Source organism: Capilliphycus salinus ALCB114379 (genome assembly GCF_047276495.1).
Lineage (GTDB): Bacteria > Cyanobacteriota > Cyanobacteriia > Cyanobacteriales > Microcoleaceae > Capilliphycus > Capilliphycus salinus.
On sequence record NZ_CP178543.1, the window covers coordinates 3,691,057 to 3,703,446 of the forward strand.

Here is a 12,390-nt window from a genome sequence, read left to right on the forward strand (position 1 = left end):
ACAATTTTAATGGCCCCTCAAGGTTATAATTTTTGTTCTAGTTTCAAGATTCCACAGTTTGATAGTATTGTCAAAACTCCCACTGGCTAATAGATGACCATCCGGGCTAAATGCGACGGACAGAATTAAACCGGAATGCCTTCCTAAAGTTGTAATTTCTCGGTGAGTTTTCAGATTCCACAATTTGATAGTGCGGTCAAAACTCCCACTGGCTAAAATGCAATTATTGGGCTTGAATGCGATCGCCATGATCCAGCCGAAATGTCCTTGAAGACGTGCCATTTCGGTTTGGGTTTCGAGATTCCACAATCTGATGGTCTTGTCAAAACTCCCACTGGCTAAAGTCCGGTTATCCGGGCTGAATGAGACCGACTTCACAGAATCTAAATGTCCTGTTAACGTTCTAACGCCGTTTGTATTTTCCCAAGGATTTAATGAAGTATAAACTTCATTAAATTTGGCGGGTGAGCGCAAATCAGCCAAAATCTCGGCAGTTGATTGATAATAGCGGTTGTTATCAGGATTTTGAGGATGGGGACAATAGGGGTTTAGGCAGAAAGTCATAACTTTTTGGCTCGACTCCCGGCTGTTGTGGTTCTTCGGTACTGTATTAACTTAACCCTCTTTTGTCACTCTCGCCAAAGTATAATTAGTAGCGATTCTCCTTCCGAGACGCGGAGCTTCCGCCAAAATTAAGACAGAATGTATGGTTGAGCCACGCCCATCCGCGCCCACAGTCAAATTTGTGGACGAATACTGCCAGTTGTACAAAAACCTGTTTCCAGAGGTGAGAAGCTTTAAAGCTTTTAAGTATTTGCATCTAGGAATGATGTCCGATATAAAACGTAAAACGTTGCCAGCGAGCCTCCGTTCCGGAGGAGCTTCGCTAACGCGAAAGTGTTAGGACTAGAAAATCATCAAATATTACATCACTTTTTAACCTCATCAACTTGGGACGTAGAGGAGTTAAGAGAGCAGCGGTTATCATTAATTTTACAGAGACTCCAAGGTCGTCCAATTATCTTAATAATTGATAAAATGGGAGATAGAAATCTTGGAAAAACCACTGATTATGTGAAGAGACAATATATTGGAAATTTGGGAAAAATAGATTGGGAAATAGTTGCGGTAACTGCCTATGCAGTATTATCGGGAATAACATTTTCATTAATGTTTGATATTGACAAGCCCAGAGAAAGGCTGCAAGCAGGAGATCTATATCGTACTTTTGGCTTAAGAAATACGAAACAAACAACGCCGATAAATAAAGACTTTCCCCCAGATTGATATCTAGTTGACTTTCAACAGTTAGCAATTCAGAAGCACCTACTTTGAAATCAATATTTTGTGAAGTCCCCGCGTTATTAACCCAAATGTTTATCTTATGAAAGTCAGATGTGTCTCGTGTGAATAAAGATTCACAGTCGGTTTTTTTAGATGGGTCACAAGAGTAAGACGTTATAGATAGGAAATTTTGAAACGCTCGAACTCGGGGTATTCTTTAGAAGCCGACAAACTCTAAGTTACAGAAATCAATCATTTAATTAAAATCTTTTTTGAATTGTAAACTTACCTAGCCCTATTCAGAAAATCCCTATAAACTAACAAAGTTATAAAAATCGTTTATTAATTAGTCTATGCGTTTCCATCTATCTATATTTTCGGCTTGGGCAATGCTAACAACCATTTTGTGCGTAACTTCACCAACAAGCTTGGCACAAATTATCCCCGATCAGACATTGGGTGAGGAAAACTCTGTTATTATTCCCAACGTAAATATTGGCGGAATTGATAGCGAAGCTCCTGGCGGAGCCGCTACGCTACGCATTGACGGGGGTGCGGTTCGGGGGTCTAACTTATTTCATAGTTTTCAAGAATTTAACGTAGATGAAGGGCGAGGAGTTTATTTTTCCAACCCCAATAATATTATCAATATTCTCAGTCGTGTTACGGGCGGAAATATTTCACAAATTCTCGGAACGTTGGGGGTTTTGGGGAATGCAAACTTATTTTTAATCAATCCCAATGGAATTGTATTCGGGCCAAACGCTCGGTTAGATGTAGGGGGTTCGTTTTTTGCGACTACAGCCGATGGAATTTTGTTTGAAAATGGCTTTGAATTTGCCGCGAGTAACCCAGAAGCACCGCCCTTATTAACCATAAATATGCCGTTGGGATTGAATATTCGAGAAAATCCAGGAACTATTGTTAATCAATCCATTGCTCAGGATAACGAAGATAACTATGTAGGTCTTCAAGTTCCACCAAAAAGAACACTCGGTTTTGTCGGGGGCGATATTCAAATGCCAGGAGGTATTTTAACTGCACCTCAAGGGCGAATTGAATTGGGAAGCGTTGAAGGTAATAGTTTTGTCAGTTTAACTTCAATTGATAAAGGATATGCCACAAGTTATGAGGGAGTGCAGAACTTCCGAGATATTGCAATTTCTCAAGAAGCGTTAGTAGACGTTCGAGGTGAAGGCGGAGGAGATATTCAACTTCAAGGTCGGCGCGTAACATTAACAGAAGCTTCAGAGATTGAAGCAAGCACCCAAGGTTCTGAACCCGGAGGAATTTCAACAATACGAGCATCAGAGTCAGTCGAAGTTATTGGTAGTGGAATATTTGCCGATCTTGATTCCGGGGCTACGGGTACGGGAGGAACCTTGATCATTGATACTCAACGTTTAGTAGTTCGAGATGGAGCCAAAATATCAACATCTACTTTTGGTAATGGCAATGGGGGAAATTTAATTATTATGGCTACCGATGTGGAAATTGTGGGTAATTTTAGTGGTTTGTTCGCTTCAGTTCAACCGCAAGCAACAGGGAACGGTGGAACTTTAATAATTGATACTCAACGTTTGTCAGTTCAAGATGGAGCCAAAATATCAACATCTATTTTTGGTAATGGCAATGGGGGAAATTTAATCATTATGGCTACTGATGTAGAACTGATTGGTACTTCTGTTGATGGTCAATCTTCAAGTGGTTTATTCGCTTCAGTTGAACCGGGAGCAACAGGAAACGGTGGAACTTTAAAACTCAATACTCAAGATTTGTCAGTTCGAGATGGAGCGCAAGTATTAACTGAAACTTTTGGTAATGGAAATGGGGGAAATTTAACGATTAATACTCAAGATTTGTCAGTTCGAGATGGAGCGCAGATATCAACTGCAACTTTTGGCAATGGAAATGGGGGAAATTTAACCGTTACCGCGACCAATATCGAAGTAGTTGGTAGGCATAGTGCCTTGGGAGCTTCTGTTGAGGTTCAAGAAGAAGCAATAGGAAAAATAACAACAGGAAACGGTGGAACTTTAGTTCTCAATACTCAAAATCTGTCAGTTCGAGATGGAGCGCAGATAGGAACTGGCACTTTCAGCCAGGGAAACGGGGGAAATTTAATCGTTACTGCGACCAACGTGGAACTGCTAGGTCGTGGTAGCCAGCTAGAAGCTTCCGTTCAGCCAGGAGCAACAGGAAACGGTGGAACTTTAACACTCAATACTCAAAATCTGTCACTCAGAGATGGAGCGCAGATATTAGCTACAACTTTCGGTTCCGGAGATGGAGGAATTTTAATCATTACCGCGACTAATGCGGAACTGGTCGGTACTTCTGCTGATGGTCAGTCTGCCAGTCGTTTGGGAGCTTCCGTTCAGCCAGGAGCAATAGGAAAAGGTGGAACTATAATTTTCAATACTCAAAATCTGTCACTCAGAGATGGAGCGCAGATAGGAGTTGAAACCTCTGGTCAAGGGAATGCGGGAGATTTAACCGTTACGGCAACAAATATGGAACTGGTCGGTACTTCTGTTGATGGTGAAGTTCCTAGTGGTTTGGCTGCTTCTGTTCAACAGGGAGCAACAGGAAATAGTGGAGCTTTAACGATTTCTACTCAACGTTTATTGGTTCGAGATGGAGCGCAAGTATTAACATCAACTGTTGGAAATGGAAATGGCGGAAATTTAACTGTAACGGCTATTGATGTGGAACTGGTTGGTGATAATAGCGCCTTGTCGTCTTCAGCTTTTTCTCCATCTACGGGTCGAGCCGGTATGCTTACTGTTAATGCAGAAAACGTGACAGTTCGAGATGGAGCGATAATTGATGTTCGCTCTCAAACTTCAGAAGCCGCAGGAAACTTAGTGATTAATGCGCCTTCTATTCTCCTCGATAATGATGCCAGTTTGAACGCAAACACAACGGCAGGTCAGGGGAATATTATTGTTAATACAGAAGACCTCAGACTTCGCAACAACAGCAGCATCACAACGAACGCAACCGGAGAAGCCACCGGAGGCAATATCGAAATTAATACAGATAATTTAATTGCAATTGAAGATAGTGATATTTCTGCTAATGCTGAAGCGGCGTTTGGGGGTCAAGTAATTATTAACGCCAACGCTATTTTTGGAACCCAATTCCGTACTCAACCAACTAATGCAAGCGATATTACCGCCACCTCCGAACTCGGCCCAGAATTTAGCGGAACAGTTGACCTCAACACCGAAATTGACCCCAGTTCAGGATTAGTTGAACTTCCCCAAACCGTTATTGATCCTGCTGAATTAATCGCTCAAGATCCCTGCAAACAAGGGACTGATAGCGAATTTATTATTACTGGACGGGGGGGTTTACCTTCCAGTCCCGCAGATCTTCAAAGCGTTAATCTTTCTCGTGTAGAACTGATTGAACCTGCCACGCCTCAACCCAACCCGAATTTCACGCAACCTCCTCAACAACAGTCTCGAAAACGGGATCATAATCGTGATGATCATCCTGTTGATTCAAGAACAATTGTTCCGGCGAGGGGATGGATCAGAACCGAAGATGGAGATGTGATTTTAGTGAGTTATGACCCGACGACAACGGGAGTTCAGCGTCCACCTCAAAACTCATATCTTTGTCAACCCTCAAGATGATGGGAGAAAAACTATTAGCTTGTCTGATCACAAAAGCTACAGGGGAGCCTGCCGGATACTGAAACACTCAAATTCTCAATCACTTGATATACGCTATCGGCTCATTTACTTCAATTTAAACGAGTTTCGTACTCTTTTCGGGAATTGCGAACCAACAGTTCATAATCGGAGGGATTTGAGAAGGTTTGAGCGATTACATTCGCATAATCTTGCACCGACGCACTCAACGGTAAAGTATAACCCTTTTTACCCTTTTTAATTTGAAACTTTACCGTATAAAGCTTTTAGAAACTGAAACTTAATGGTTGGCAATCGTAAAGATATTGTAGCTTCTGGGTAATCCCTGCAAAACGTCGAACAGCTTAACAGGACTTAATCATCTCTTGAAGCTCTGTTTTAGGCTTGTGAAAACATTTCTTTTGAGCCGCACAATCACCCTATTCCCATTAAAAGGAATGGCGAGTAATTCCGGCCATTCTTGTTTAATCACATCTATATGTAATCGATTTTCCCGCTTATAAAAACTAGGTAAACCCAGCATAGCTTGAATAATCTCTCGATGGTTGAGAGGTAAAAGCAGAACCGCAGGTGAGATAAAACCGTAACGATTCGGTGAAAGGTAACAGCCAACGCGCTGTTCTAAGTAAAGAAGATCTAAAATCACTAATGAATCCGAGACGGTTAGTGAGTCCAACCAAGCTTGAGCTGATCTCTCTATGTCTCTTGTCTTGGGCAAGCGTAGGCATTTCAATATCCGCTCGGGAGTCAGATCAGTCTCACTACTATCGGTGTTTTTCCAATAAAATGCGCGGGCAATCTCGCCTGCTGAACCTGTAAGCGTAAAACTGGGCTGTTGATAGTAATCTACCATTTTGTGAGTTTTCCAAGCTACACCGGCTACACAGCGACCGACTCGCTCCTGCCAATTTTCTAATTCCTCTTCTGTGGCAATTGTTGAAGAAGATTGAGCAATCACTTCATGCTTTAAATGGAAGCGTCTGGCTAGACGAGTTGCGACTCTTATATCTTGAGCGACATAATCATCAAATCCTTCTCGGGTATGATACTGAATCCGATCTATATGTGAACGGCTGCAAGCAAGTATTAGACGGGTGTCCATACCTGCTGTTAAGCTGGCTTGTACTTTCTGGGTAGCCACCGCCGCACTCACAGCTTGTTTAATCCGTTGAGCGGTGACTTGAACGGCTCCAGTTCTATCAGAATGAGAAACTAAATTTGAGTTGGGCCAGTGGCGATGAGCTTGCCAAGTTTGTAGATCGAGAAAATGATTGGGAAGAAGACGGTAACAATTTCGTCGGGGTGTTAGTCCGAATGGATACCAACCATCTGTTTGCTCCGGTGACAGTGTAGATACTAATTCCTGATTGTATTGAACATTGGAACGATAGGGAATCAGTGCCGTTGTAGCCGATGCAATTTTGAGTAGGGGGCAATAAACTGTAGCTTGTGAACCACAGGGATCTAGATAAAGGCGCTGCTCATCGGCAGTGACTAATATCGCAATCCATCGGCCGCCAAGAGTATAGATAGCTTGCTCAAATGCTGTTTCTCCGGATTGAACCGGGATAAGTAGATGTTTTTTATTTAGAGCTAAAGTCAGACTCTCGGAGGGAATTTTACCTTCATTTGTAATTGGCCAACCTAAAAGCCAACCGACTAAACTTTCACAATTCGTATAAATGGACAACAGAGGAAGCCAGGGATGAGTGGCCAGATACAAACCTTTCAAGCTACAAGAATGCCAATTCGGGGGAAGATATGTTTCTTGAGGAGACAGGATATATTGGCGAGCTAAATTCAAACGATCAAGGTGATGAATAGACATAACTTTAATTGAATTTAAAATTATTTTGCTCCGGTTGCAATTGAAACTGTTTTCCCGACATTTTCAGCGCATCTTCCACCCCCGAAATTGTAAATGGCTTTTCCGACTCTCTATCGTGAAGATAAGCCGATAACTCCGGGTTGGTTTGTCGCACTTGGTCGAGAAACCAGGCATGAAGTCCGATGATATATTGAGAATACAGAAAATCCGGACTCTTCGGGCGCAGGGCTAAAACCAATCCAACCAATTCGGTATCGGCAAGCCAACTTATGGAATTAATTTTTGCTGAAGAGCATTTCACGCATTGAAGTTCTCATCAAATAGCGATTTCTAATATCATGTCCGGATAATTAGTGATCAAAAAACTTTCTCCTTCTCCTCCTCTTTCTTCTTCAAAATTTCCTCGGTCCTCGGTGACTCCTCCTCAGTCGTTTATTTATAACTGTTCAACCGGACATGACATCACTCAGTAGAAACCGTTCTTTACCTCAAATTACGGATTGATAGCCTGAAAACAAGGCAATTCTTTTCGAGTATCAGAAGCCCCCACTGAAAGCATAGCGTCTGTGTGGGTACATTACATAGAGGTAAAGTCGTTGTTTGTCAAAGTGGTGGTATCAATTCCATTGAGGATAGCAAGTGTCTCTCCATCCGAGATAATACTGTTTCCGGTCAAGCTCAGATTCACAAACGTCAAACCATCTGCCAATCCAATCAAGTCAACACCCGCTTCAAAATCTATGATGATGTCTGTTCCCTCACCAAGTGCCAGGATAAATGTGTCCGAACCGCTACCGCCTGAGAAGTCATCTCCGGTGAGAGTATCATTCCCCAAACCGCCTCGTAAGAGATCATCGCCATCGTCACCCCAGATACCGTCATCTCCTTCGTCGCCGAAGAGTTGGTCGTTGCCACCCTTACCGCCAATCCGATCATTGCCGGTGCCGCCAAAAATTACATCATTTCCTCCAATACCCACCTGGGAATCCCGCGAGTTCAGATCGCCCCGCAGGATATCATCAGCACCGCCTCCCAAGATAATGTCATCCCCAAGGTCGCCTGCAATTGTATCTTTGACATCAACTACCACTGTGGCTACCCCTGATGTGGTTACTACGGTACCGTTGGTGTCGGACGCATTCACCGTGACCTCATGGGTCTCTGTGATTTGCTGACCATTGAGGATGTCTGCTCCGGTGGTGCCTACTGTTGTGGCTACTGCATCAGACAGAGTAACCGGGTAGGTTCCCGTTGCCGAGTCACCAACTGAGAGGGTACTACCAATCAAACTGGATAGGTCAGAACCCGCAATGTCAAATTCGCTGTCTTGGATGTCGTCAATAGTGACGGCAACATCCCCGGTATTTGTCATCTCAACCTCGAAGGTGACGCTTCCCCCGGCAATCCCATTTTCAATGTTGGCAAAGATGCCATCGCCATCCGCATCTACAAGGGTTTCGACCTCTATAGCGGGTGGGACAGGCCCGCCAACAGTTACATTGACCGTCGCAGTATCAGTACCGCCATTACCATCAGAAACTTCGTAGATGAAACTATCAACGCCGTTGAAGTTGGAGTTAGGAGTATAGGTTAAGGTGTTGTCTGAATTGAGGGTAACGCTGCCGTTGGCGGGTTCGCCGACACTGTTAATCGTGAGACTATCGCCATCCACATCGCTGTCGTTACTGAGTACATCGAAAGTTGTCGGCACATATTCGTCTATGCTGAAAGCATCATCAATCGCATCGGGGGGATTATTGAGGTTGGGGTCTGGATCGCCACCAAACACCACGTAGCTTTGGTTGTTAGCCGCGATAATCAGGTCATCGAAGCCGTCGCCGTTGATGTCTCCCGCCCCGCTCACGGAACGCCCGGAGTTGTCGAGCGCATCAATGCCGTTAATCACAAAGCCGTTGATGCCATCGAGGTATGAGAGATTAACGCTGGCGCTGAAACCCAGGTCGCTACCCAACACCACGTAGCTATTTCCGGAACCTATATCTGCATTGGGTGCCCCGATAATCAGGTCATCGAAGCCGTCGCCGTTGATGTCCCCCGCCCCGCTCACGGAATGACCGGAGTGTTCAGAGTTGTCTAATATGTCAAGAGCATTGATAACAAAGCCGTTGCTACCATCTAGGTTGGAGGTCGTCAGGGTCTCACTAAAGCCTTGGTCACTGCCCAACACCACGTAGCTCTCGCCAGAATCGTACAGATCTCCCAAAGGTTCCCCAATAATCAGGTCATCGAAGCCATCATTGTTGATGTCCCCTGCCCCGCTCACGGAATGACCGAAGTAGTCCCAGACACTATCACCCTTAATCACAAAGCCGTTACTACCGTCTAGGTCGGATAACTCCAAGCTGGCATCGAAGCCTTGGTCGCTGCCCAACACCACGTAACTTTTCCCGGAACTGAAGAAAGACCAAGGTGCCCCGATAATTAAGTCATCGATACCGTCGCCGTTGAGATCCCCCGTCCCGCTCACCGAACGACCGGAACCGCTTGAGTTATTCACGATTGAGTTATAAAAGCCGTTGATGATAAAGCCGTTGCTGCCATCTAGGTCGGATAACTCCAGATTTGCATCGAAACCCTCGGCGCTACCAAACACCACGTAGCTCTCGCCTGCACCGTTGTTGCCGTTGGGGTCTGCATTGGGCGCTCCAATAATCAGGTCGTCGATACCGTCACCGTTGATGTCTCCCGCCCCGCTCACGGATTGGCCCGAGCGATCTCCGGCATCAATGCCATTGATCGCAAAGCCGTTACTGCCATCGAGGTCAGATAACTCCAGGCTGGCATCGAAGCCCTGGTCGCTGCCAAACACCACGTAGCTGTTGCCAGAACCGACAAACTCTTGAGGTCTGCGAGGTGCGCCGATAATCAAGTCGTCGATGCCGTCGCCGTTAACATCCCCCGCCCCGCTTACAGAATGACCAGAGTAGTCTTTTTCATTAATCCCCTCGATCGCAAAGCCGTTTCTGCCATTGAGGTCGGAGATCTCCAAACTTGCACTGAAGCCCTGATCGCTGCCGAACACCACGTAGCTCTCACCTGCGTCGGTATTACCGTTGGGATCTGCATTGGATGACCCAACAATCAGATCGTCGATGCCGTCACCGTTGATGTCTCCTGCCCCGCTCACAGAACGACCGGAATCGAATGTTAAGTCCCCTGTTTCAATGCCGTTAATTACAAAGCCGTTGCTGCCATCGAGGTCGCCAAGGTTAAAAATTGGATCGTATACCATGATTGCAACTCCTGGTTTTTGAGTTGATCCACCACTCAAAGCATCCTTGACCGAAGTTCCCACCTGTAAGTCTACTCAAAAGTACCTAAAATGCTTCTTAAATAAGCTTTGTAGCGATCAGTACCCCTGGAGATCTAACTATGTAGGCGGTTGATTTATAGCATTTTCATCTGATCTGAAAACAGCAGTACAAGCATATCGCTTGCCAGATGTCCGTTTCGGGTTAACAATTTTTCACAACTCACTTGAAAACGCTATATACAGTTGATTGATTGATTTGTATAAGAGATCGTGTTAGATTTGGAAAATGGTATGATCGCATCAAAATCACCTTCAGATTCAGGCTGAGAACAATTCTATCCAGTAAAGGCGACTTCAAAAGTAGGTGTAAGTATTTCAACTCAGAGTATACCACTGATTTCCAGAGGCAGGAAGATCTGTTACATTTTGACAAGAAAAAAAATAGGCTGTTGCAGTTGAAACTACTTAGGCTAATGCGCTGATTAAGCTGTCACCAAGTGCCAACAAACTAAAAGCAGTCGATCATAGTGACGGATCATAGCGATGTTGGAACAATTACCCCAAGTTGACCAGAACTAAGGCAGTTCCCACCACTGCTAGTAGTCCACTCAACTCTCAGTAAATTCACGGAGATCGATGAACTTTTGAATTTTCAATCATATCCGTAATTTCCACGTAGATCTTTCGGGTTGTCTAGGTTTATATTGAAGACAAGGATGAAAAACAAACCATCTGGGTTGCCACCAACAGTTCGCTTAAACCTTAAATAATATAAGTAGTTTTATACCTTACTCATGCTCTCTCTGTGATTCGCTCTAAGCTCCTTAAGTTGCAATGATCATTTTTCAAGACCCAACCTTATTGGTTTGGGGTTTTTTTATGGGTCGTTGCAGTTTAAAAAATCCGAGCATGGGTATAGCTTGCACCCAAGACGTTCTGCATTTGTTCGGGGCGGATCGATTTCCTGTTCTGCGGGAATTAAAGAAATGGGATGGTTTTGATGTTGCCAGTTGAGGTTTTACTAAAACAGTTTGGGAACTCAGTCAATAACCTTAAACCTGTGATTAAATATAACCCTCAAACTTTAATATCTCTTAGTCCAAGGGTTAATTTTATGAGGGAAGAAGCTTATGGTTCTCGTCCTACGCTTTAAATTTATCACGGCTATATAGTTTCTTTCTCATAAAATTGCTTAGAGCTAACGTTCCCAAACTAGCTAATCCTAGAATCGAAGAAGGTTCTGGAACTGAACTAACAAAAGTTGGCGAATTGGGATTGTTATCAAAGATATTCAAAGATACAAAATCATTGGTAATAGAAGATAAAAACTCCAAGTCAAATGATACTTTTTGTAAGGAAGAATCTTGAGGATCAATATCCAGATTTAATCCGATATCTAACGTATCATAATCCGAACCATGAATATTCCAGGGCGAAAGTAAACTAATATCTGTAATAGTAGCCTGTAAGTCACTTCCATTAAGCAAAAAACCTGTATCATCAACCGAAGACACCAGAGTGCTTCCACCAGAAAATTCAACTCCTAAAATATTAAATTGAGTTAGACCCGTATAAAATAGGTTTTCCGCATTAGTAAATGATTCACATTCTTGAGAATCGGAAATATCATACTTGAATTGATAGTATGTTGTGATCGGCTGGCCAGGGCGATTAGGGATAGAAAAAGAACTCAGCAAATTTGGAACAAAAAACTCGTCAAATTCACCCGTAACCATACAAGTATTCACACCAGCTCCCATCGCTGGACTAACTGTACACGAAAAATTAATGGCTTACCGAATCTCAATTAGATACGGATTCTGAACAAGATGATAGTTCTGAAGTTCCAGCTAACGTAAAATCTGAAGATCAATTCGTACCCGAAGAGGATGAATCTGTACTTCAAACTGTACCCGAACCCTCACCTCCAACAAATATTAGCAATAGTCAAACAGTTAAAGGAAGTAATGAAAATGACGAGCTAATGGGAACAGAAAATCGTGATGTAATTCGGGGTCTTTCAGGACATGATGTTTTGATGGGTTTGGAGTCAGAAGATAATATTTTCGGTTACAGTGGCGATGATTTGATGATGGGAAACCAAGGTGAGGATTTCATAGAAGGTAATGGTGGTGATGATACCTTCCGCTTCACTTTGTTGGGAAAGAGGTTAAGCTGTTCCACAAGTTTCTGCGGGAATATGGGGAATCACCAGACTAACATATTGTGGGTAAGGGTTGTTCTGCGCGAATAAGAAAGTGGGGCAGTAGATTTATTAATACTTGAAAGTGATTTGTTTAAATTATTGTTTGAGAACGTTTAAAGTTTTAAAATTTAGTTGG

8 protein-coding genes and 1 pseudogene are annotated in these 12,390 nt (G+C 43.6%); 4 read left to right on the plus strand and 5 right to left on the minus strand.

Features of this window, described 5'->3' with window-relative positions; translation table 11 throughout:
* Window positions 1-6: 6 nt before the first annotated feature.
* Window positions 7-564: a WD40 repeat domain-containing protein gene (locus tag ACL6C3_RS15350; RefSeq protein WP_413168085.1), complete on the minus strand. Its 558-nt coding sequence runs from the start codon at window positions 562-564 to the stop codon at window positions 7-9.
* A 142-nt stretch (window positions 565-706) separates the two neighbouring features.
* On the opposite strand from ACL6C3_RS15350, the pseudogene ACL6C3_RS15355 reads away from it, so the two are divergent.
* Both ACL6C3_RS15355 and ACL6C3_RS15360 read left to right on the plus strand, forming a co-directional pair.
* Window positions 707-1,227, plus strand: a pseudogene (locus tag ACL6C3_RS15355) (transposase); the annotation flags it as partial.
* 410 nt (window positions 1,228-1,637) lie between these two features.
* Entirely contained in the window at window positions 1,638-4,928 is a 3,291-nt protein-coding gene (locus ACL6C3_RS15360; protein ID WP_413168087.1) for a filamentous hemagglutinin N-terminal domain-containing protein, read from the plus strand.
* Between the two features lie 376 nt (window positions 4,929-5,304).
* Here ACL6C3_RS15360 and ACL6C3_RS15365 read toward each other — a convergent pair whose 3' ends face one another.
* From ACL6C3_RS15365 to ACL6C3_RS15375, 3 genes are all read right to left on the minus strand, one after another.
* The gene (locus tag ACL6C3_RS15365; protein ID WP_413168088.1) at window positions 5,305-6,774 is read right to left on the minus strand and encodes a hypothetical protein; all 1,470 of its coding nucleotides are present in this window, start codon (window positions 6,772-6,774) and stop codon (window positions 5,305-5,307) included.
* A gap of 4 nt (window positions 6,775-6,778) precedes the next feature.
* Entirely contained in the window at window positions 6,779-7,075 is a 297-nt protein-coding gene (locus ACL6C3_RS15370) for a hypothetical protein (RefSeq protein ID WP_413168089.1), read from the minus strand.
* Between the two features lie 276 nt (window positions 7,076-7,351).
* Entirely contained in the window at window positions 7,352-10,027 is a 2,676-nt protein-coding gene (locus ACL6C3_RS15375) for an Ig-like domain-containing protein (RefSeq protein WP_413168090.1), read from the minus strand.
* 855 nt (window positions 10,028-10,882) lie between these two features.
* Between ACL6C3_RS15375 and ACL6C3_RS15380 the strand changes: the two genes are divergently transcribed.
* On the plus strand, window positions 10,883-11,062 hold the full coding sequence (locus ACL6C3_RS15380) for a hypothetical protein (RefSeq protein WP_413168091.1): 180 nt from the start codon (window positions 10,883-10,885) through the stop codon (window positions 11,060-11,062).
* A gap of 128 nt (window positions 11,063-11,190) precedes the next feature.
* Here ACL6C3_RS15380 and ACL6C3_RS15385 read toward each other — a convergent pair whose 3' ends face one another.
* A complete protein-coding gene (locus ACL6C3_RS15385; RefSeq protein WP_413168092.1) occupies window positions 11,191-11,808 on the minus strand; it encodes a PEP-CTERM sorting domain-containing protein in 618 nt (205 codons plus the stop codon).
* Window positions 11,809-12,032: 224 nt separating this feature from the next.
* Between ACL6C3_RS15385 and ACL6C3_RS15390 the strand changes: the two genes are divergently transcribed.
* Window positions 12,033-12,302, plus strand: a complete 270-nt coding sequence (locus ACL6C3_RS15390) for a hypothetical protein (RefSeq protein WP_413168094.1) — start codon at window positions 12,033-12,035, stop codon at window positions 12,300-12,302.
* The last annotated feature ends 88 nt before the right edge of the window (window positions 12,303-12,390 follow it).